The sequence below is a fragment of the Mangrovimonas sp. DI 80 genome, from assembly GCF_001975575.1.
GTDB lineage: Bacteria > Bacteroidota > Bacteroidia > Flavobacteriales > Flavobacteriaceae > Mangrovimonas_A > Mangrovimonas_A xylaniphaga.
Genome location: NZ_MSDT01000002.1, coordinates 998,828 through 1,020,966 on the forward strand (window position 1 = coordinate 998,828; position 22,139 = coordinate 1,020,966).

At 37.6% G+C, this 22,139-nt stretch carries 19 protein-coding genes; 10 read left to right on the plus strand and 9 right to left on the minus strand.

Translation table 11 applies throughout. The features are described 5' to 3' along the window. Complete coding sequence (locus tag BKM32_RS05020) at positions 1–3,138, minus strand: exodeoxyribonuclease V subunit beta (protein WP_076662800.1); 3,138 nt, start codon at positions 3,136–3,138, stop codon at positions 1–3. Between the two features lie 121 nt (positions 3,139–3,259). Here BKM32_RS05020 and BKM32_RS05025 point away from each other — a divergent pair, with 121 nt between their 5' ends. Further along, a complete protein-coding gene (locus tag BKM32_RS05025) occupies positions 3,260–3,868 on the plus strand; it encodes a superoxide dismutase (protein ID WP_076662801.1) in 609 nt (202 codons plus the stop codon). A gap of 781 nt (positions 3,869–4,649) precedes the next feature. Here BKM32_RS05025 and BKM32_RS05030 read toward each other — a convergent pair. The 4 genes from BKM32_RS05030 to BKM32_RS05045 all read right to left on the minus strand — a co-directional run bounded on the left by BKM32_RS05030 (position 4,650) and on the right by BKM32_RS05045 (position 8,898). Then, positions 4,650–6,548 carry an amidophosphoribosyltransferase gene (locus BKM32_RS05030; protein WP_076663058.1) on the minus strand — a complete coding sequence of 633 codons (1,899 nt, stop codon included), beginning with the start codon at positions 6,546–6,548 and terminating at the stop codon, positions 4,650–4,652. 82 nt (positions 6,549–6,630) lie between these two features. Continuing rightward, positions 6,631–7,551 (minus strand): PfkB family carbohydrate kinase, encoded by a 921-nt coding sequence (locus BKM32_RS05035; protein ID WP_076662802.1) that lies wholly within the window; start codon positions 7,549–7,551, stop codon positions 6,631–6,633. Between the two features lie 56 nt (positions 7,552–7,607). After that, positions 7,608–8,249, minus strand: a complete 642-nt coding sequence (locus BKM32_RS05040; protein ID WP_053976734.1) for a viroplasmin family protein — start codon at positions 8,247–8,249, stop codon at positions 7,608–7,610. 70 nt (positions 8,250–8,319) lie between these two features. Further along, positions 8,320–8,898, minus strand: a complete 579-nt coding sequence (locus BKM32_RS05045; protein ID WP_076662803.1) for a phosphoribosylglycinamide formyltransferase — start codon at positions 8,896–8,898, stop codon at positions 8,320–8,322. Between the two features lie 272 nt (positions 8,899–9,170). Between BKM32_RS05045 and BKM32_RS05050 the strand changes: the two genes are divergently transcribed. The 5 genes from BKM32_RS05050 to pyk all read left to right on the plus strand — a co-directional run bounded on the left by BKM32_RS05050 (position 9,171) and on the right by pyk (position 13,480). Continuing rightward, positions 9,171–9,404: an acyl carrier protein gene (locus BKM32_RS05050; RefSeq protein ID WP_009778413.1), complete on the plus strand. Its 234-nt coding sequence runs from the start codon at positions 9,171–9,173 to the stop codon at positions 9,402–9,404. Between the two features lie 13 nt (positions 9,405–9,417). Then, on the plus strand, positions 9,418–10,668 hold the full coding sequence (fabF, locus tag BKM32_RS05055; protein ID WP_053976736.1) for a beta-ketoacyl-ACP synthase II: 1,251 nt from the start codon (positions 9,418–9,420) through the stop codon (positions 10,666–10,668). 7 nt (positions 10,669–10,675) lie between these two features. Then, the gene (rnc, locus tag BKM32_RS05060) at positions 10,676–11,422 is read left to right on the plus strand and encodes a ribonuclease III (RefSeq protein ID WP_053976737.1); all 747 of its coding nucleotides are present in this window, start codon (positions 10,676–10,678) and stop codon (positions 11,420–11,422) included. A 129-nt stretch (positions 11,423–11,551) separates the two neighbouring features. Then, positions 11,552–12,031 (plus strand): IPExxxVDY family protein, encoded by a 480-nt coding sequence (locus tag BKM32_RS05065; RefSeq protein ID WP_053976738.1) that lies wholly within the window; start codon positions 11,552–11,554, stop codon positions 12,029–12,031. A 3-nt stretch (positions 12,032–12,034) separates the two neighbouring features. Continuing rightward, a complete protein-coding gene (gene pyk / locus BKM32_RS05070; RefSeq protein ID WP_076662804.1) occupies positions 12,035–13,480 on the plus strand; it encodes a pyruvate kinase in 1,446 nt (481 codons plus the stop codon). An 83-nt stretch (positions 13,481–13,563) separates the two neighbouring features. Here the strand turns inward: pyk and BKM32_RS05075 are convergent, their stop codons facing one another. Both BKM32_RS05075 and aceB read right to left on the minus strand, forming a co-directional pair. After that, positions 13,564–15,195: an isocitrate lyase gene (locus tag BKM32_RS05075; protein WP_076662805.1), complete on the minus strand. Its 1,632-nt coding sequence runs from the start codon at positions 15,193–15,195 to the stop codon at positions 13,564–13,566. Positions 15,196–15,266: 71 nt separating this feature from the next. Further along, positions 15,267–16,865: a malate synthase A gene (aceB, locus tag BKM32_RS05080; protein WP_076662806.1), complete on the minus strand. Its 1,599-nt coding sequence runs from the start codon at positions 16,863–16,865 to the stop codon at positions 15,267–15,269. A gap of 125 nt (positions 16,866–16,990) precedes the next feature. Here aceB and BKM32_RS05085 point away from each other — a divergent pair, with 125 nt between their 5' ends. After that, positions 16,991–18,466, plus strand: a complete 1,476-nt coding sequence (locus tag BKM32_RS05085; protein ID WP_076662807.1) for a helix-turn-helix domain-containing protein — start codon at positions 16,991–16,993, stop codon at positions 18,464–18,466. Here the strand turns inward: BKM32_RS05085 and dinB are convergent. After that, positions 18,463–19,575, minus strand: a complete 1,113-nt coding sequence (gene dinB, locus BKM32_RS05090) for a DNA polymerase IV (protein WP_076662808.1) — start codon at positions 19,573–19,575, stop codon at positions 18,463–18,465. The two genes, BKM32_RS05085 and dinB, sit on opposite strands and share 4 nt — an antisense overlap. Positions 19,576–19,638: 63 nt before the next feature. Here dinB and BKM32_RS05095 point away from each other — a divergent pair, with 63 nt between their 5' ends. Both BKM32_RS05095 and BKM32_RS05100 read left to right on the plus strand, forming a co-directional pair. Next, complete coding sequence (locus BKM32_RS05095; protein ID WP_076662809.1) at positions 19,639–20,109, plus strand: CYTH domain-containing protein; 471 nt, start codon at positions 19,639–19,641, stop codon at positions 20,107–20,109. A 21-nt stretch (positions 20,110–20,130) separates the two neighbouring features. Further along, entirely contained in the window at positions 20,131–20,673 is a 543-nt protein-coding gene (locus tag BKM32_RS05100) for a YciI family protein (RefSeq protein ID WP_076662810.1), read from the plus strand. A 53-nt stretch (positions 20,674–20,726) separates the two neighbouring features. On the opposite strand, the gene BKM32_RS05105 is transcribed toward BKM32_RS05100, so the two are convergent. Next, complete coding sequence (locus tag BKM32_RS05105; RefSeq protein WP_076662811.1) at positions 20,727–21,137, minus strand: heavy-metal-associated domain-containing protein; 411 nt, start codon at positions 21,135–21,137, stop codon at positions 20,727–20,729. Between the two features lie 115 nt (positions 21,138–21,252). Between BKM32_RS05105 and BKM32_RS05110 the strand changes: the two genes are divergently transcribed. Beyond that, entirely contained in the window at positions 21,253–22,131 is an 879-nt protein-coding gene (locus tag BKM32_RS05110; RefSeq protein ID WP_076662812.1) for a DMT family transporter, read from the plus strand. The last annotated feature ends 8 nt before the right edge of the window (positions 22,132–22,139 follow it).

Genomic DNA, 22,139 nt, shown 5'->3' on the forward strand with positions numbered 1-22,139 from the left:
TTAAAATTCTTTTATATGAATATCATCATTGATGTATACAAGAATTTTGTGAGCAACCTTGAAGCCCATATCTTCTAAGACTGTTTGGTAACCTTCTAGCTGTTTGAGATGGGAAGTGGTTTCTGTTCCGGTTTTATAATCGATGATGGTAGCTTTTTTTTGGGAATTGATGACCACTCTATCTGGTCTTACAATGTCGCCATGTTTCGTGATAATGTCCCTTTCGTTATAAATTTCTAAATCTGAATTGAAGAATGGTTTTAGGGAACTATGGTTGATAATATTCAGAATTAATGGTTTTAATTCTTCGTGTTGTTTTGAATTCAGTTTTCCTGTGTCAAGGAATTGTCTAAGGGCAAAATCTACATCTTGATCAGAATGTACCAAGGCCATAATATCATGCACCAAATTTCCTTTTTCGATGGCCCGCTCTTGTTCTGTCTCCCAAAGTAATCCTGCTTTTGTAAGAATCCTTAAGCTGTGATCTTCTTTTGGGGTAGAAATAAAGGCTTCTTGAATGAGGTTGGCTTCAACTAATTCTATTTTTTTAGATTGTCTTTGTGGTGTTCCAAAGGTGTATTCTAGAGTTGTATCTTGCCAAAGTTGTTCCTGCGCCAGATATTGCATCAAAATACCAGCATAGGTTTTGTTGTTGAAGTTCCCTTTGGAGTCGGCATCCTTTTTTGAAATTATATAAAGTTGTTCAATGGGTCTTGTGCAAGCCACGTAGAGTAGGTTGATGTTGTCCAATTCCAATTGAGCCTGTTGTACTTCGTAGAGCATTTGGCCTATCTCGCCAAAGTGTTCAATATCTTTTCCGTAGTTAAGTAGTGCATAGTCGAATCCATTAAAATCTTCAGGTGTTAAAGGAAACCAAACCTTTGGGTCTATCTGTCTGTATATGTCCATATCTGCATAAGGGAAAATCACGACAGGAAATTCCAACCCTTTGGATTTGTGGATGGTCATGATCCGTACTGCATTTTGACCTTCGGGAGAGATGATGCTCAATTGATCTTGCTTGTTTTCGAAATAGGAAATAAATCCAGCAAGGTCATAGGTGTGCTTTTGGGAATATTCCAAAACCAAATCCAAGTAAAACTGAATATAGGCATTGGAGGTATCTGTAAGTTGAAAGCTTCTTATGACGGTTTCTACCAAATCATAAAGTGGTAGAAGTAGGAGCGCAGAACCGTCAAGGAAAATCCCATATTCTGAAAGGCTTTGAATGAATTCATCGAATTCCAAAGGGATATGTTTCTTGAAAAAGGCATGCTTATTTTCAAGATTCAATTTTTCGGATAGAAAATTTAATACCTCGACCTTTAACTCGTTGTTTTTTGGCTGTATCAAGAGTTTTAAAAAGGCATTGGTAAAGGCAACTTCAGGAGCATTTTTAATCAATAAAGTTTCCGAAGAGACAATATCGATGCCTTTTTCGTTTAAAAAATCGGCTATAGCAACACCTTCTTTGCCTTTTCTTACCAACACACAAATGTCTTTGGCTTCAAAACCATTGTCCATGCAGGTTAAAATGCTTTCATATGTTTTTTGACAATAAAGTTCATCCCTGTCATCATCCTTGGAAATTTCCAAAAAGGAAAGATTGACATAGCCCTGATCTTTGGAAAAGGTGTTTTGGGAAGCGGTTTGGTAAAGTGATTGATAGGTAGGATGGTTAAAGGTGTGCTCCGAGATAAAATCAAATAGATTGTTGTTGAATTCAACAATGGTTTGAAAACTACGGTAATTGGTAGGGAGGTTTTCCACCTTTTTCTCCACCTGGAATGGATTGACGTCTGTGAACAAATCAATAAACTGTTCTGCTTCTCCACCTCGCCAACGATAAATAGCCTGTTTAGCATCCCCTACCAACATGGCCGTTCCACTTTCCGACGCCAAGGTGTTGTTAAGTAACGGAATGAGATTTTGCCATTGCAATGCGGAGGTATCCTGGAATTCATCGATGAAATAATGGCGAAATTTTTCCCCAAGGCGCTCATAAATAAAAGGGGAAGGCAAGCCTTTGATTTCGTTATTGATTATGTTGTTAAATTCCGAAATCAATAGTTTGTTCTGTTCCTTTTGAATAGTTGTGAGTTCGTGTTGTATGGCATTGAGCACCGAAAGTGGTGTGCTGTTTTTGTATATAGCCTTTGCAAATCTAGATTGATAAAAGGCGTTTTTTATATTGTTGTAGTGTTCTATGAGTTGAGGCTGAATGGCATCAATTGTGGCAGCAACATTGTCGGTTACTTTTTTAGGATATAAACGCTCGCTCTCCACGAATCCTTTTTCCCATTGTGTGGAACCAAAGTCGTATTTAAAGTTACTGTCGGTAGCCTTGATAAAGAATTTAGGGAGGCTTCCTCTTGTGAAATCACCATGTTCCAAACCACTTTCATCAATCAATTCCAAAGCAGCTTCCGCTTCTGTTTTAATAGAGTTGTCTAGGTTGGAGCTTTTTTTGATTAATTCCTTTTTTAGGCTTGTAAAATCTTGCAAGGATTTATCCTTAAAGGTTTTTACAAAAGGCAATTCGTTTTCATTGATTAATAATTTGGCAATCTTGTTGAAATCAAATGAAATGTCCCAACTTTTATCGTCATCTGCCTTTTCAATGGCGAAATCTATCAAAACCTTAGTAAGTTCTTTGTTGGTTCCAGCTTTTGAAATAAGACTGTCAACAGCTTCGTTCAATAAGGTGTTTTGGTCCAGTTCTACTTCAAAGTTTAAAGGGAGTTTTAAATCGTGTGCAAAAGTCCTTATAAGTTTATGGGTAAAACCGTCTATTGTAGAAATGTCAAAACTGGCGTAATTGTGCACAATGGCATTTAAAATGCGCTTGGATTTGTCATGAAGTTCTTGCGGGGACAATTTGGCTTCCATGCAAAGCTCTTCAAACATACTATTACCCTGTTCCAAAATCTCGGGTTTTGCAAATAATTGCAAGGTGTTTATAATACGTTCCTTCATCTCTCCAACCGCTTTGTTGGTAAATGTGATGGCCAAGATATGCTTAAACTGTTTTGGGTGTGTGGAGGTAACTAGAATTTTCAGGTAATCTTTAACTAGAGTATATGTTTTTCCACTTCCAGCAGAGGCATTATAGATTGAAAATGGGCTCGGGTTTTGCATACAACGAATTTTTGACAAGATAGAAACTATCAATCATTTCATAGCTATTTAATATTTTTAATTGCGCTGTATTATGTGTAAATTTGGATGAAATTAATATTAATCAAATAAAACAAATATTATGGCTTTCGAATTACCGAAATTAAAATATGCATACGATGCTTTGGAACCACACATCGATGCGCGTACTATGGAAATACATCATACAAAACATCATAACGGCTATACCACCAACTTGAACAACGCTATTGCAGGAACTGATTTGGAAGGAAAAACGATAGAAAATATTCTTACCAATTTAGATATGGACAATACCGCTGTAAGAAACAATGGTGGAGGATTTTACAACCACAATTTATTTTGGGAGGTTATGAATCCTGAAGGAAAAGGAGTTTTGTTTGGAGAATTAAAAGACGCTATCGAAGCTGCATTTGGTTCGGAAGAAGCCTTCAAGGATGCGTTCAGTAAAGCTGCAGCAACTAGATTTGGATCTGGATGGGCATGGTTATGTGTTCACAAAGGAGGAAAAGTAGAAGTTTGTTCTACTCCTAACCAAGACAACCCATTAATGCCAGGAATTGGTTGCGAAGGAACTCCTATTTTAGGATTGGATGTTTGGGAGCACGCTTACTATTTACATTACCAAAACAGAAGACCAGATTATATCAACGCATTTTTCAACCTTATCAATTGGAATGAAGTTGAGCGTAGATATGCTGAAGCAAAATAATTTTAGTATAGCTAAATTTATAAAGGCAAGCCAAAAGGCTTGCTTTTTTTATGTCATGTATTTGAAGAAGGCTATGACAAATAAAAAAGGTGAACATTAGTTCACCTTTTTTGCCCCAAATCTACCATAAACTTAACCTACTTATGTTATGGTGACAACGAATATAGAAGCACTTTTTAAATTATTTCAAAAATTTAGATGAACAACATTTATATTAGTTGAAAAGTATTTTTTGTAAAATAAATATCTGATTTTTAAATATTTGCGCTAAAAACGAAGTTGATTTTGAGAAGAGTGCAATTTTCGATTTGATGAAAATTTTGAGGAGTAATGAAATATCAAAATAAAAAAGGTGAACTGACGTCCACCTTTTTTGCCCCAAATCTACCATAAACTTAACCTACTTATGTTATGGTATTGACAAATATATAAGGTCTTAATTTTAACATTTAAATTTTTTAGATTAAAGACCCATAAATCGGTTTAAGCGGTGAAAAGTGATTTTATTTTGATATGTTATGGAATCGCTGAAAGTTATTTGTTCGATGAAATGCAGTCTGAAATAGAGGTGATTAGGTGTAGAATTGACCGAAAATAAAAAAAGGTGAACTGTTGTTCACCTTTTTTTGCCCCAAATCTACCATGAACTTAACCTACTTATGTTATGGTGATGCTAAAGTATACGTAATTTGCTTAACTGTTGATAATTATTAGATGAAATGCATTTATATTAGATAAAAAGTCGTTTTATCGGATAAAGTGCTCTAAAATATCAAAGCTGTTAATAAGCTCTTTCTTTGTTTCCTTCAAAGAAATTGATGAATGCTCTGTTAACCACGCGGTTACCTCCAGCCGTTGGATAGTCTCCTGTGAAATACCAATCTCCTAAGTTCTTCGGACATGCAGTATGCAAATTATCCACTGTTTGGAAGATGGCTTTAACCTCGGCATTAATGCTGTCATCACAGATCAATTCAGAAATTTTATCAGATATTTCATCATCTGTAAATTGATCGTAAAGCTCTTTTACAAAGTTTTGAACATCCTTGTCTTCCAAGTCTACCTGCTCTTTACATTTGTGGTAAACTTCCTCAACCATATGGTATTTGTCATTTTCTTTCAACAATTCCAACATGGCTCTAAAAGCAATTAGGTCTTCAAGTCTTGCCATGTCAATACCATAACAATCTGGATATCTAATTTGTGGAGCCGAGGATACAACAACAATTTTCTTAGGATGTAAACGGTCCATCATTTTAATGATGCTCTTTTTAAGAGTTGTACCGCGTACAATACTGTCGTCGATAATTACCAAATTGTCCTGTGGCTTAATAACCCCATAAGTGGCATCATAAACGTGTGCAACCAAATCGTCTCTACTGCTGTCTTCGGTAATGAAGGTTCTTAATTTAACGTCCTTGATGGCAATTTTTTCAATTCTTGGTCTTTCTGATAAAATTTCAGTTACATGTTCTGCTGAAAGTTTACCTCCTCCATCAAGAATTGCTTTTGTTTTCTTTTCGTTAAGGTGTTTTTCAATAGACTCAATCATTCCGAAAAATGATGTTTCCGCAGTATTTGGAATAAAGGAGAATACCGTATTTTTAGTATCGTTCTCTATTGTTTCAAGTACTTTAGGCATTAAAAGTTTACCAAGGGTTTTGCGCTCTTGGTATATTTCTGCATCACTTCCTCTTGAAAAATAGATGCGCTCAAAAGAACACGCCTTGCGCTCTAAAGGCTCAAGAATCTTTTTGATGGAAACTTCACCCGATTTCTTGGTGATGATGGCATGACCTGGATCCAATTCAATTACCTTATCAAAATCTACATTGAATACGGTTTGGATTACTGGACGTTCCGAGGCTACTACCACAACTTCATCATCCTGGTAGTAATAGGCGGGTCTAATACCTGCTGGATCACGCAAAACAAAGGAATCTCCGTGACCTAACAAACCTGCCATAGCGTAACCTCCATCCCAATTCTTGGCGGCTCTTTTTAATATTTTAGCTACGTTTAAACGTTCTGCAATAATTGGAGAACATTCTCTTTTGCTGTAACCTTCTGCTTTAAGTTGTTTGTATTTTTTAGAAACGGCGTCATCCAAAAAGTGACCAATCTTTTCCATGATGGTAATGGTGTCTGCCTTTTCCTTTGGATGCTGTCCCAAACGAACCAATCCATCAAACAATTGGTTTACATTGGTCATGTTGAAGTTACCTGCAACAATAAGGTTTCTGTGCATCCAGTTGTTTTGTCTTAAAAATGGGTGAACGCTTTCTACACTGTTCTTTCCAAAAGTCCCATAGCGAACGTGGCCTAAAAGTAGTTCTCCTACATAAGGAATATGACGCTTTTGAAGCTCTACATCGTCGGCATATTCTGGATTCTCACTCAATTCCTTGTTGATTCTGGAATTGATTTGAGCAAAAATATCCTGTATTGGCTGTTGGGCAATAGACCGCACACGACTTATATAGCGCTCTCCAGGCTCTGTATCTAATTTAATACTGGCAAAACCTGCACCGTCCTGACCACGGTTGTGCTGTTTTTCCATCATCAAATACATTTTGTTAACGCCATAAAAAGCACTTCCATACTTTTCTTTATAGAATTCCAATGGTTTTAAAAGTCTAATAAGTGCGATTCCGCATTCATGTTTTAAAGCATCACTCATAATGTCTGTTGTCAAGGTTTCTGCCGAAGCAGGATAATTGTTTAATTAAAAACGCACTCGTGTAAGAGCGCGTTATATTATGCTAGTTAATTTTAAACTGCGTTAAATTTTCAAATTGCTGTATGCGTTTATGGATTTCATTGGATGATAAATCCTGCATTCGCTCGGTTCCAAATCTTTCAACACTGAAAGATGCCATAGCCGATCCATAAATGACCGCATTTTTCATGTTCTCAAAAGACAAGTCTTTGGATTTTGCCAAATATCCGGCAAAGCCCCCTGCAAAGGTGTCGCCTGCGCCTGTTGGATCAAAAACTTGCTCCAATGGTAACGCGGGAGCTGCAAACATATGTTCTTCATGGAACAGCAAAGCACCATGTTCACCTTTTTTAATTACCACATATTTAGGACCCATTTCATGGATTTTTTTAGCAGCAGTTAATAAAGAGTGTTCTCCTGTAAGCTGTTTGGCCTCTTCATCGTTGATGGTGATCACATCGATGCGCTTGATAACATTTAAAAGGTCTTCCAAGGCATGGTCCATCCAAAAGTTCATGGTATCCAGAATGGCCAGTTTTGGGGTGTTCACCATTTGGTCCAAGACGCTAGATTGTACGATAGGGTGTAAATTTCCTAACATTACAATTTCAGAATCTCTATATTTTTCAGGAACAACTGGGTTGAAATCTGCCAAAACGTTCAGTTCGGTTACCAAGGTGTTTCGGGAGTTCATATTGTTGTGGTAGCGGCCACTCCAAAAGAAGGTTTTGCCGTGTTCCACTATTTCAATCCCAGAAATATCCAAACGTCTGTTGGATAAAAGGTTCAAGTAGTCTTGTGGGAAATCGCCGCCCACTACAGATACAATTGAGGCGTCTACATTAAATTCTGAAGCTGCCAATCCTATAAAGGTTGCGGCACCTCCAAGTATTTTATCGGTTTTTCCGAAAGGGGTTTCAATAGCATCGAATGCTACTGTTCCAACAATAACTAACTTGCTCATAAAGAGGTTTCAAAATTTTGTGCAAATATAGTGTTTTACGCTCTAAATTACGAATATTATTTTCTTCCAAAATCTGCTGGAATTTCACCCCAAGCTTTGGTTTCCCATTTAACAATGGTGGTGGTATAGTCGTTATTTTTTAGCCAACTTACAGCACGGTCTACAAGTTCAAAAAGTGCCTTGTTTTTCTCATTGCGAGGAAGCTTAGTATTGCAGGTTTTTTTCTTAACCCAGCTCATGGCGGTTTTGGAATCGGTGTAGATAATGCGGTTACTATTGTTTTTTTTGAGCATTGCCAAGCCGTGTACAATAGCGAGGAACTCACCAATATTGTTGGTGCCTTCAGGGAAGGGACCTTGAATGAAGAGTTGTTTTTTGGTCTTGGTGTCCACGCCGCGGTATTCCATAATGCCTGGGTTGCCACTTGAGGCAGCATCCACCGAAATGGAATTGTAATTTGGTTGTCCTATCTTTTGGAGTTCTGCAGGAGAAAGTGTGCTTTTAAAGGTTTTGGGCTGTCCGATAAAATCTTTGTAGTTCCCTTTGAAGGCAGCTTTTGCGGCCTCAAAAGTGGGGAAAGATTTATACAGGGCTCCTTGATAATCCTTTATCTGGGCTTTGCAGTCATTCCAATTGTCGAACACTCCGGTGTTATGGCCTTTCCAAACGGTGTAGTATTTTTGCTTTTTCTTGGCCATTTATACCTTAATATATATAGTAGTAAATTTTCGTAGCAGTAAACGGTGTCTCTTTTAAAAGGGAAAACAGTTATTTTAAATGTTCTTCCGTTAGGAGTTTTTCAACCACAACAGGAAAATGTTTCATCTCCAAATCGTGAATTTTTTTGGCAACATCATTTGCATTATCCAAAGTGTCTACAAAACAACTATCTTGGAAAATGATGGCTCCCTCGTCATAGTTTTCATTAACGTAGTGGATTGTGATTCCTGTTTGCAGTTCTTTGTTGGCTACAACCGCTTCGTGCACATGCATGCCATACATTCCTTTTCCTCCATATTTAGGCAATAGGGCAGGATGAATGTTGATGACTTTGTTTGGAAACTCATGTAGGATATTTTTGGGGAACTTCCATAAAAAGCCTGCCAATACAATCAAGTCTGGTTTGGAGGCTTTGAGAATATTTAAAACATCATCCGTTTTATAAAGGGAAACTCTGTTGAACGAAAGGGCACTCACTTCTAGTTTTTTGCAGCGATCCAAGACTGTGGCTTGCGGATTGTTGGTCAAAACTTGAACTACCGAAGCTGTTTTTGATTTCGAAAAATACTTGATTAAATTCTCGGCATTGCTACCACTGCCCGATGCAAATATGACAATACGTTTCATGTTTCAGTCTTCTATTTTGGATATTACGTTGAAAATAACAGTAGGGTTGCGCGTGCTTCCTTAGGTATTGGTGTTTCGTTCTTTATAATGTTTAACAGCGCCCCTAAAAACCTAAACAAAAAAAAGAATAATATTTCACAATAAGAAGCGTAAAATGAAAATACTTAGATGAGAATTTAGTAATTTTAGAAACACATTTTTAAAGTAAAGGTGTGTTATAAGAATAAAGTTTTTTATTTTTGCCAACTAATTAAAACTTAAAATTAAAGATTATGTCAGACATTGCATCAAGAGTAAAAGCGATTATCGTAGACAAATTAGGTGTTGATGAAAACGAAGTGGTAGCTGAAGCAAGCTTCACTAACGATTTAGGCGCAGATTCATTGGACACTGTAGAATTAATTATGGAGTTCGAAAAAGAATTCGATATTCAAATTCCAGACGATCAAGCTGAGAACATTGCAACAGTTGGTCAAGCTATTTCGTACATAGAAGAAGCAAAATAATTAAAAACAATTTATGGAATTAAGGCGAGTAGTAGTTACAGGTCTGGGTGCTTTGACCCCTATAGGTAATACCAAGGATGAATATTGGGAAGGCCTTGTGAGTGGAAAAAGCGGTGCAGCACCTTTAACATATTTTGATGCTGAAAAATTCAAAACCAAATTTGCTTGCGAGTTAAAAAACTTTAACGCTACCGATTTTATCGATAGAAAAGAGGCTCGTAAAATGGACCGTTTTACCCAATATGCAATGGTAGCTTCAGACGAGGCAATCGCCGATGCAAAATTGGATTTGGACGCCATTAACAAATTACGTGTAGGAGTTATTTGGGGAGCAGGAATTGGAGGTTTGGAGACCTTTCAGGATGAAGTGCTAAACTTTGCTTCTGGAGACGGTACCCCAAGGTTTAATCCGTTCTTTATTCCTAAAATGATTGCAGACATTGCACCTGGTAACATTTCCATCAAAAATGGATTTATGGGACCAAACTACACAACGGTTTCTGCCTGTGCCTCTTCTGCAAACGCTATGATCGATGCTTTAAACTATATTAGATTGGGGCATTGTGATGTAGTAGTAACAGGAGGAAGCGAAGCGGCCGTAACCATTGCAGGTATGGGAGGATTTAACGCCATGCATGCCTTGTCCACAAGAAACGAGAGTCCGGAAACGGCCTCAAGGCCTTTTGATGCCACCAGAGATGGTTTTGTTTTAGGAGAAGGAGCAGGCGCTATTATCCTTGAAGAATATGAGCATGCCAAAGCAAGAGGCGCCAAAATATATGCCGAAGTTTTAGGAGGCGGGTTGTCATCAGATGCCTATCATATGACAGCGCCACATCCAGACGGTATTGGTGTAATTGCAGTAATGAAAAATTGTTTGGAGAATGCAGGAATTGCTCCTGAAGAAGTTGATCATATCAACACTCACGGAACATCAACGCCTTTAGGGGATGTTGCGGAGCTTAAGGCAATTTCTGAGGTTTTTGGTGATCACGCCAAAAACATCAATATCAATTCTACTAAATCCATGACAGGTCACTTATTGGGAGCTGCTGGAGCTATTGAAGCAATTGCTTCTATTTTAGCGATGGAGCACGGTATTGTACCGCCAACGATCAATCATGAGGTTGTAGATGAAAATATTGACCCATCATTGAATTTAACATTGAACAAAGCTCAAAAGCGCGACATTAAGGTTGCCATGAGCAATACCTTTGGCTTTGGAGGACACAATGCTTGTGTCTTATTCAAAAAATTAGATTAATTCCCGAATGAATTACATTCGTAACATATTAAATTCCCGTTCAAAAAATGACGGGAATTTTTTTTTACAACTGAAAAGTATTCTAGGGTTTAGGCCAAAGGATAAAAGCTTGTATGTTAAAGCGTTTACCCATCGTTCCATGAATTTAAGGGACAAAAAGGGGAACCCTATCAATTATGAGCGTTTGGAGTTTGTAGGGGACGCTATGTTGAGTGCGGTTGTGGCATCTTATCTGTTTAGTGAAGTGCCACAAGGAGATGAGGGCTATCTTACCAAAATGCGTTCTAAGGTGGTAAGCCGTGAACATTTAAATGAGCTCGGGAAGGAACTTAAGCTTATTGATTTGGTGGAGAGTAAGATTGCAAAGTCTAACTTTGGTAACAATATTCATGGAAACCTTTTTGAAGCTTTGGTCGGGGCCATCTTTTTAGATCGCGGGTATAAGTATTGTGAACGATTTATTTATGACCGTGTCATCAATCCGCATGTAGATATTGAAACATTGGAAGGAAAGGTTATTAGTTATAAGAGTTTGTTGATTGAATGGTGCCAAAAGGAAAAGAAAACCTTCGATTACAATGTTTACGAAGATACAGGCAACGATAACCTAAAACACTTTTCGGTGAAGTTGTCCATAGACAATAAGGTTGTGGCAAAGGCAAGGGCCACATCCAAGAAAAAGGCAGAGGAAAAAGCTTCCAAAAGAGCCTTCTTTGCCTATCAAAATAAAATCACAAAGTTTTTTAACGAATAGCCACAATATTGCAATAAATTATAATTAACTATAACGTTTTCGTTGGGTTTCGGAAGAAGATTAACGGAAACTTCATTTTTAAATTATTTTAATATAGTATATTTACACCATCAATATTTTGATGGGAGCATGGCTTTGCATAAATTACTTGTTGACGATTTTTATGATGCCTCTTTTTCACTTTTAGCCATTCATTGTAGGTTGGAAGATTACAGATTGGCTTACCTGCTGAATTCCTACTTAGATATCAAATTGAAGCGTAAACCCCAAGATTTGGATTATAAATATTTTGCGGCTACTTACGCTATATATGAGTGGGATAATGAAAAGAAGTACATCACTTGGAATTTAATTTCCAATGTATGTAAAAAGGAAGAAGACAGTTTGCAAAGCTCCGGATCGCTTTTTGATGTTCAGGAAAAGGTGTTGAAAACCTATAATTTGATCCCCGAACTGAAAAATGTTGATTATTTAGTGAAGATCACAGACGAGAATGAACAGTTTAATGAAAAACTGGTTCTCGATAAAATACAGTCTATACCACAGGTTATTACGGCTTATAGTGTAGATACAGAACAATTGAAATCTAAAGATTATTTAATTTTTTAATTAATGCAACAAAGAAAGAAAACTAAAATAGTTGCCACTTTAGGCCCTGCAACCAGTACTAAGGAAGTATTGAAAGGCATGATGGAAGAAGGTGTTAACGTGTTCCGAATTAACTTTTCTCACGCCGATTATAGCGATGTGGCAGAACGCATCAAAATGATCCGAGAGCTGAATGAAGAATTTGGATTTAACACGGCCATATTGGCGGATCTTCAAGGGCCAAAACTTCGCGTTGGGGTTATGAAAGGGGAAGTGGTAGTGAATGAAGGAGACGAGATCATTTTTGCTACTGGAGAGCGCTTTGAAGGGACCAAAGAGCGTGTTTACATGACTTATGAAAAGTTCCCTCAAGATGCTAAACCTGGAGAACGTATTTTACTTGATGACGGAAAATTGATCTTTGAAGTTGTATCAACAAATAGCGAAACGGAAGTTAAGGCTAGAGTAATTCAAGGAGGACCGTTAAAGTCTAAAAAAGGAGTTAACCTTCCAAATACAAACATCTCTCAGCCTGCATTAACAGAAAAGGATATTGAAGATGCTATTTTTGCCATTGGTCAAAATGTAGATTGGATTGCCCTGTCTTTTGTGCGTCATGCAGAAGATTTAATGCAATTACAAGAGTTGATCAAGGAGCATAGCGATGAAAAAATTCCAATCGTAGCGAAGATTGAAAAGCCTGAAGCGGTAGAAAATATCGATAAGATTGTAGCTTACTGTGACGGTTTAATGGTAGCTCGTGGAGATTTAGGGGTGGAAGTTCCTGCTCAGGAAGTGCCTTTAATTCAAAAGCAATTGGTATTACGTGCCAAAAAGGCTAGAATACCGGTAATTATTGCTACGCAGATGATGGAAACAATGATTTCCAGTTTAACGCCAACTCGTGCCGAGGTAAATGACGTTGCCAACTCTGTAATGGACGGTGCCGATGCGGTAATGCTTTCTGGAGAAACCTCTGTTGGATCTTATCCTGTACAGGTAATTAGAACAATGTCTAACATTATTCGTAGTGTGGAAGATTCTCACTTAATCCAAGTGCCACAATCACCTCCGCACATTCGTACAAAGCGATATATTACAAAGTCCATTTGTTACCACGCTGCCAATATGGCTAACGAAATCAATGCCAAAGCTATTTCTACTTTGACAAACAGTGGTTATACAGCATTCCAGATTTCGGCTTGGAGACCAAAGTCGCATATCTTGGTATTTACTTCCAACAAGCGTATTCTAACGCAGCTTAGTTTGCTTTGGGGTGTAAATGCATTCTATTATGACAGGTTTGTAAGTACTGATGAAACCATCGAAGATGTTAATGCCATTGCTTGTGAAAAGGGTTATTTAACAGAAGGTGATATGTTGGTAAGTTTGGCTGCTATGCCTATTCAGGAGAAAGGTATGGTAAATACCTTAAGAGTTACCGAAATTACAAGTTGTAATATTAAATAAAACATTGGTCAAAAATTGATCAAAAAGGCGTCTTGAAACTATCGAGACGCCTTTTTTTTATGTGAAATGTGTAAACTGAAAAACTATGCTGTCAAAGGGAGTTTCTTAATAGCTTTATTTTCATTCTTATTATTTTCAAATTGATGAGAAGTATTTTTCTTGCCGCTCGCTTTTAAGGCTTGTGCGCCAGAAAAGAACGTTTTATGGTCATCACCGAGGTCTGAACCTGCCATTCTTTGGTGTTTTACACAGGAAATACCTTTTCGAATTTCTTGTCGCTGCACCTTTTTAACGTAAGCCAACATGCCATCTTCTCCAAAATAGTTTTCTGATAAATCATTCATATGGAGAGCTGTGGTATGGTAAGTAGGAAGGGTAATTAAATGGTGAAAAACCCCTGCCTCATTTGAAGCATCTTTTTGAAACGACTTTATTTTATCATCTGCTATATTGGATAGTTCTGAGTTATCATATTTTATATCCATTAAATTATCCTTGTCATAAAAGGACATATCTTTTCCAGATGAAAGCATTTCTTCGTACGCCTGTTTTCTAAAATTCAGGGTCCAGTTAAAGGAAGGAGAATTGTTATAAACCAATTTGGCATTGGGAACAACAGCTTTTACTCGGTTAACCATGTGGGCAATTTGTTTTAGGTTTGGGGTTGGTGTTTCAATCCAAAGTAAATCCGCTCCATTTTCAAGACTTGTTATACAATCTAAGACTACCCTGTCAATATTAGTATGTTCTCTGAATTTATAAAGCCCATTTGGAAGCCTAACAGGTTTTACTAGTTTACCGTCGCGTTTAAAGAGCACATCATCTTCTTTGGCATTAATAATACTTGTTTCCTCAGCTTCAATAAAGGCTAAATATTGCGAAGCTAAATCACCGGGCTCTTTGCTAACCGGCAATTTTTGTGTTAGACCTGCACCTTCTGAATCTGTTCTGGCCACGATAATGCCATCTTCAACACCTAATTCAAGGAACGCATACCTTACGGCATTAAGTTTGGCTATAAAATCTTCATGAGGAACGGTAACTTTACCATCTTGGTGGCCGCATTGTTTGGCATCGGATACTTGGTTCTCAATTTGAATAGCGCAAGCACCAGCTTGAATCATTTGTTTGGCCAAAAGGTAAGTGGCTTCTTCATTTCCAAACCCAGCATCAATATCGGCAATGATAGGGACAATGTGTGTTTCAAAATTATCAATCTGTTCTTGCACATTTTCACCGTTTTCCAATCTTCTAAACAAATCATTGAGCTCTATGGCATCCGCTTGACGTAAAAACTGATAGATTTCATGAATCAATTTTGGCACAGCTGTTTTTTCATGCATGGATTGGTCTGGCAATGGTCCAAATTCTGAGCGCAAAGCGGCTACCATCCATCCCGATAGATAAAGGTATTTTTTGTTGGTGGTGTTATGGTGTTTCTTGATGGCGATCATTTTTTGCTGGGCTATAAAACCGTGCCAACAGCCAAGAGATTGGGTGTAATTTGAAGAATCGGCGTCGTATTCTGCCATGTCCTTTCTCATAATGCTAGCCGTGTATTTGGCTATGTCCAAACCTGTTTTAAAAGGATTTTGCGCAATCATTCTAGCTGCATTTTCTGAGCTAATTGATTTCCAGGATTCACCGTATTTTTCTTTTAGATTTTTTACAGTGTGTAAGGCCGAGCAGTAATTGCTTTGTTGTAGATTTTTCATAATTTTGTGATACGTTATTTTTATTAATAATTAGATCCTGTTGATTGTTGCCGCAATCGCAGGATTGTTTTTTATAGGTGCTTGTATGCGGGAATCGTTAAAAATTCTTCAAATTCTTCAGAAAGTACCAAGCCGTTGAATAGGCTAATGGCTTGTTTAAGCTTCGAATCTTTAATGTTACTTCCGCTTAGTTCTGTGATGATTTTTTCTACTTCATCATCAAATATTTCTGAATAAAGGTTTTTGGAAAAGGCTCTTCTGTCTTCAAGGATTACTTCATTTTTAAGCCATTGCCAAACCTGGGTTCTCGATATTTCTGCAGTGGCCGCATCTTCCATTAGATTGTAGAGTGCCACGGCCCCGTAACCTCGTAACCATGCTTCTAAATAGAGTATGCCAACATTAATGTTTTTTCGTATTCCAGCCTCTGTAACGGTACCTTGAGGCTGTGCAACCAAATCTATTTCTGTGATTTTAACATCCTCTCTCTTTAAGTGTATTTGGTTAGGGGTAGGCATATATTTGTCGAATTCGTCGATAGCAACGCGTACCAAATCAGGGTGTGCAACCCAAGTGCCATCATGCCTGTTTTTAGCTTCACGCTCCTTATCCTTTCGTACTTTTTCCAAAGCTAAATTGTTAGCTGTTGGGTTGTTTTTAATGGGGATTTGAGCAGCCATTCCGCCAATGGCATGAATGCCGCGTTTGTGGCAGCGCTGAATCACCAATTTAGAATAGGCCTCCATAAATGGGGTGGTCATGGTGACTTGATCTCTGTTTGGGACATTGAATTCAGTATGATTTCTGAATTTTTTGATGTATGAAAATATGTAATCCCATCGGCCGCAATTGAGGCCTACAATATGGTCTTTTAGTTCATATATAATTTCATCCAATTGGAAACTAGCTGTGATTGTTTCAATTAAAACGGTGGCTTTAAATGTACCGTTGGGAATGTTAAGGTACTCTTGTGCAAACATAAATACCTCGTTCCACCAACGAGCCTCAAGGTAATGCTCTAATTTTGGTAAATAGAAGTAGGGGGCAGTGTTGTTTTTTAGAAGTGTTTTCACGTTATGAAAAACGTACAGACCAAAATCTACTAAACTTGCGGAGACTTCAATATTGTTCAATAATAAGTGTCGTTCATTTAAATGTAGACCACGAGGTCTCACCAATAGGACAGCAGGATTGTCGTTTAGTGAATAGGTTTTACTTTTGGCATGGTCTATTAGGCTAATGGTTCTTTTATTGGCATCAATTAAGTTTTGTTGGCCTTGCATGCAGTTTTGCCAAGTTGGGGAATTACTGTCTTCAAAATCGGCCATAAAGGTTTTAGCTCCGGAGTTTAAGGCGTTAATAATCATTTTTCTGTCCACTGGTCCTGTAATTTCAACACGTCTATCTTGAAGATCAATTGGGATTTCTCCTGCGGTCCATTGGCTTTCTCTAATGGTTTTGGTTTCCTCAGGAAACTTTGGAAGGTCTCCTTTGTCAAACAACTGCTGTTGTAGTTTTCGATCGTTAAGTAACTCCAGTCGCCTAGAATTAAATTGATCATGAAGCAGGGCAATAAACTTTAAGGCTTCCTTGGTTAAAATTTCAGGATAAAAGTTTTGAACGTTATTATCCAATTTGATTTTTGACGTTTTTAAAATTGTATTTTCCATGTTTTCAGAATTTTACAATACAATATTAGAATAAAGATTTTTAAAAAACAAGCGAACGTTCGCTAAAAATGTATTTTCGCTTTTTTCATTTGATTCGCAAATTTTATTATTTTTGTTAATCTAGTATGGAACAAGATTATATAAAACTCATATTTGGGCTTAAGCTGAAGCAAATTAGAACCGATAAGAATTTGTCCTTATTTGGGCTGTCCAAGCTTACGGGACTGTCAAAATCCTATTTAAATGAAATAGAAAAGGGCAAAAAATACCCTAAGCCAGACAAAATTGCCGTATTATCTGAAAAATTGGATGTCCCGTATGACCAAATGGTTTCCTTAAAGCTTGACAAAAATTTGGCGCCCATTGGAGAGTTGCTGCAGTCAAAAATTTTAAAGGAAATTCCCTTGGATCTTTTTGGAATAAAGGAGAGCAACCTTATTGATATTGTGGCCAATGCACCGGCCAAAGTGAATGCATTTGTGAGCACTATTATTGAGATTGCAAAACATTACAATTTTAGTAGGGAGAGTTTTTTTCTGGCTTCAGTACGCTCTTTTCAGGAGGCCAATAACAACTATTTTGAGGATTTGGAACAAGGCGTTTTAAGGTTTGCAAAATCTTATCAAGTGGATTTAACAATGCCAATTTCATCCAAAGAGTTAGAGGAAATTTTGGTTGAAGAATATGGATATAGCATTAATGAAAATGAATTGGGCAAACATGAAGCCTTAGGTAATTTAAGGTCTGTTTTTGTACCCAAAAGTAAAACATTGCTCTTGGCAAATGGTATTGATGAGCCACAACGTACCTTTATTTTTGCTAAAGAGATTGCCTATAATTATCTGGAAATTAACGATAGGTTGTACACTTTTCCTTGGATAAAATTTAAAAGTTTCGATCAGGTACTTAATAACTTTTATGCGTCCTATTTTGCTGGTGCTTTGATTCTTCCAAAAGCCCAACTTTCAACGAAATTAGAAACACTCTTTGAACGAGACACTTTTGATGCCGGTTTGTTTTTGAAAACAATGGAAAGTTTTAATGCCTCGCCAGAGTCCTTTTACCAGCGGTTGACAAATATTTTACCTAAATCATTCAATATACAAGATCTGTTTTTTTTAAGGTTTACACATAGGGCCAATAGCGACAAATTTTACTTGAAAAAGGAGCTTCATTTAGCGCATCAACATTCCCCTAGGGCCAATGAAACCAATGAGCATTATTGCAGACGTTGGGTGGCGCTAAAAGTTTTGGAAGATATCAGCAAGAGCCATAAGGAACATGAATTTGATATTCAAATTTCTAATTATGTTAGTGATGACATGAAGTATTTAGTGCTGTCGTCTGCTACGCGGGATCCATTTCGAGACCATCAATACAGAAGTATTACCATAGGTTTGCTCATTAATAAGCAGTTGGAACGGAAGCTGAACTTTTTAAATGACGATAGAATCAAAACACAAGAAGTTGGGGTAACTTGCGAGCGCTGTTCTATCATGGATTGTAAGGTGAGGCAGGTGCCCGCCTTAGCTTTGGAAAAGGCCTATAAAAACAAAAAAATAGAGAATATTGTAGAAACCTTGAACGATAAATTTTCTTAAAAATCAAATTTCAATTGCACACTTACAGTGCTTTCTTCGTCTTTTATTTTGTCTTTATCCTTGTGTTTTTCAGTGTTTAAATTGGAAATGGAAATTCCCAACAGCCTTACGGAATTGTCAAGTTTTTCCTGATACAAGAGGTCCTTTGCAGTTTCAAGAATGATGCTTTTATCACTTATGAAATAGGGCAAGGTTTTGCTTCTGGTTTGTAGGGTGAAATCGGAGTATTTTATTTTTAATGTTACTGTTTTTCCAGCCACTTTACTTTTTGTCAATCGTTTGGAAACTTCCTCTGCAATATGCTCGAGTTTTTCAAGCATGAAGATTTCAGAAGATAGGTTTTCACTAAAGGTACGTTCTGCAGCCAAAGACTTTCTAATACGGTTGGGCTTGACTTCACTTGTATGGATTCCCCTGACGACATAATAATAGTAACACCCCGATTTTCCAAAGTGATCATCCAAATACTCCATAGATTTGGATTTCAAATCCTTTCCAGTGAAAATCCCCAATTGGTACATTTTTTCGGCCGTCACTTTACCTACACCGTAAAACTTTCTAATGTCCAAGGCTTCCAAAAAATCCAGAACCTCTTCTGGACCAACCGTTTTTTGTCCGTTCGGTTTATTATAGTCGCTGGCCACTTTGGCAATAAATTTATTGATGGAAATCCCTGCGGAAGCTGTTAATCCTATCTCATCAAAAATGCGCTGCCTGATTTCCATGGCAATCATGGAAGCACTGTAAAGTCCCTTTTTGTTGGTGGTAACATCTAAATAGGCTTCGTCGAGGGATAGAGGTTCTACCAAATCGGTGTAATCGTAAAAGATTTTCCTGATTCTTTTGGAGATTTCTGTGTAGCGTTCAAAATTAGGGCGGACAAAAATTAGTTCCGGACATAGGCGTTTGGCCTGAATGCCGCTCATGGCACTTTTCACACCAAACTTCCGGGCTTCATAACTAGCGGCACTTACTACGCCACGTTTACTGCTGCCTCCAACCGCAATGGCTTTACCTTTCAGTTCAGGATTATCCATTTGTTCCACAGAGGCATAAAAGGCATCCATGTCTACATGTATAATCTTTCTTATTGGTAAATCACTTTGCATGCCGTAAATTTAGGCATTAAATGCCTTTTAATAATTGGTTTTTAAAAGGAGAAAGAAAGGTTTATGATAGAAATAGAACGTAAATTTTTAGTGTCGTCGGAAGCGTTTAAAACTGAAGCAACCAGTAGCAAGCAGATTGTTCAGGGGTTTTTGAATACGGATAAAGAACGTACAGTTAGGGTGAGGATTTCAGGTGATAAAGGCATCCTTACCGTAAAAGGGAAGAGCACTGAAGATGGTTTGAGCAGATTTGAATGGGAAACCACTTTAGATAAGGCAGAAGCTGAAGCATTGTTGCAGATTTGTGAGCCCGGTGTCATCAATAAAACACGCTATGAAATACCAATGGGAAACCATTTGTTTGAAGTAGATGAATTTCATGATGAAAACGAAGGATTAATAGTTGCTGAAGTTGAATTGAATGTTGTAGATGAAGACTTTTTGAAGCCTTCATGGTTGGGGGAAGAGGTGACTGGAAAAGTGGAATATTATAATTCCCATTTAAGTAAATCGCCTTATAAAACTTGGAAATAGAATGATGAAAAATCAGAATTGATGAGAAAAATAGTCGTAATGATGTTCGTTTTTGGGATGTTGTTTGCTTGTAAAGACAACTCCAAAGGACATGAGGAGTCCAAAATTGAAACTACCGTAGAAGCTGTTGTGGATTCCATTGTGGTTCAAGAAGAGACTCCTGTTGAGAAAAAAATATCGGTTAGGGCTCTAAAGGATTCATTGACTTCAAAGGGATTTCAAACCTTCGAATATGTGGATGCCAAGACCAAAGATACGGTGTTGATGCAACAATATTTTATAGCTTTTTTAAAGAAAGGAGCAGTTAGAAATCAAAATGAAGAGGAAGCAGCATTGCTTCAGGAGAAACATCTTAAACATCTAGGGAAAATGTACGAGCTGGGTTATGCAGATATCTCAGGACCTTTTGGAGATGATGGGGATATAAGAGGGATTACTATTTATAATGTGCCAACAATAGAGATAGCAGATAGTTTGGCTAATTCGGACCCTATGGTAAAAGCTGGCAGATTAGAGATTGAGGTTCATCCATGGTGGGCCGCCAAAGGATTTCAGCTTAGATAATAAAAAAAGCCGCTTGATATTAGCGGCTTTTTTTATGTGTTCAATAGTGAAAATTAGTGAGCACTTGCAGTGGAAGTTTCAGTGAAAGCTTCTACAGTTTTCATATCACTCACTTTGTACATGGTTCCTGTTTTTGTAACGGTTTCTTCCAAAGAAGTTGGTGTTACCTTTGCTTCGTCATATTCAACCATAGCCAATTTCTTGTCAAAATCAACTGTGGCAGATTTTACACCTTCCATTTTAGAAATGTTCTTTTCAATGGTTTTGGCACATCCAATGGCACAGGTCATTCCTTCAATGCTGAATTCGGCTTTAGCGTAAGTTGCATTAGGATCCAATTGCTTTCCTTCTTCTGCATGGGATTCAATAGCAACGGTCTTAACTTCAGGAGCAGAATTGTCCTTGCAAGCCACAGTGCTTAATGTTAATGCGCCAACAGCCAAAATAGTAAAGATAGATTTCATAGTTTTTCGTTTGTGCCCCTAGGGAGGGACTGTATGTTAATGTAAGACAAATCTAATAATTATTGATGTTTCCTGCAGAATAATTAACGAATTTTGTGATTTTCAAATAAGAAGCATGGAAAGAATCAATATTAAATGGATTTACCTCATTGTTCTGTCATTGATTTGGGGGAGTTCTTTTATACTTATCAAGAAATCTTTGTTGGGCTTGACACCTTGGCAATTGGGGGCGTTGAGGACGATTATTACTGGGTTGTTCCTTTTTACTGTGGGAGTGAAGCATTTAAAAGAAGTAAAAGCTAGACAATGGTTGTGGATTTCCATTTCTGGTTTTTTAGGTTCCTTCTTTCCTGCGTTTTTGTTTGCCATAGCCGAAACCGAAATTGATAGTGCGGTAACTTCTGTGCTGAATTCTTTGGTGCCTTTGAATACCTTGTTGATGGGGATGGCGGTATTTAAAATAGGCTCCACCAAACGACAATTGTTAGGGGTAATCATTGGTTTTATTGGGACTTGTTTGCTTATTTTAAAAGGTGCTGAACTGAATCCAGAACAGAATTATTTGTACGCGGGATTTGTATTGTTGGCAACGGTAATGTATGCAAGTAATGTAAATATTATTAAAAGATATCTGCAGGATGTGAAGCCCTTGGCAATTGCCACGGGGAATTATGTAGCCATTATTGTGCCTGCCATATTGGTGTTGGTTTGGTCTGGATTTTTTGCTGAAACTACTTTTGCAAATCCAGATTTTAAAATGTCCTTGGTGTATGTGACGATTTTGTCCTTTTTTGGGACTGCTTTGGCAAAGGTGCTGTACACTACTTTGGTACAGATTTCAACCCCTGTATTTGCTTCTTCGGTAACGTATTTAATGCCTGTGGTAGCATTAATGTGGGGCGTGTTGGATGGAGAGTCTTTCAGTGTGTTGCAGGGATTAGCTACCGCTATAGTGCTGCTTGGAGTTTATCTTTCGCATAGAAGGAATCGTTGATAAAAGAA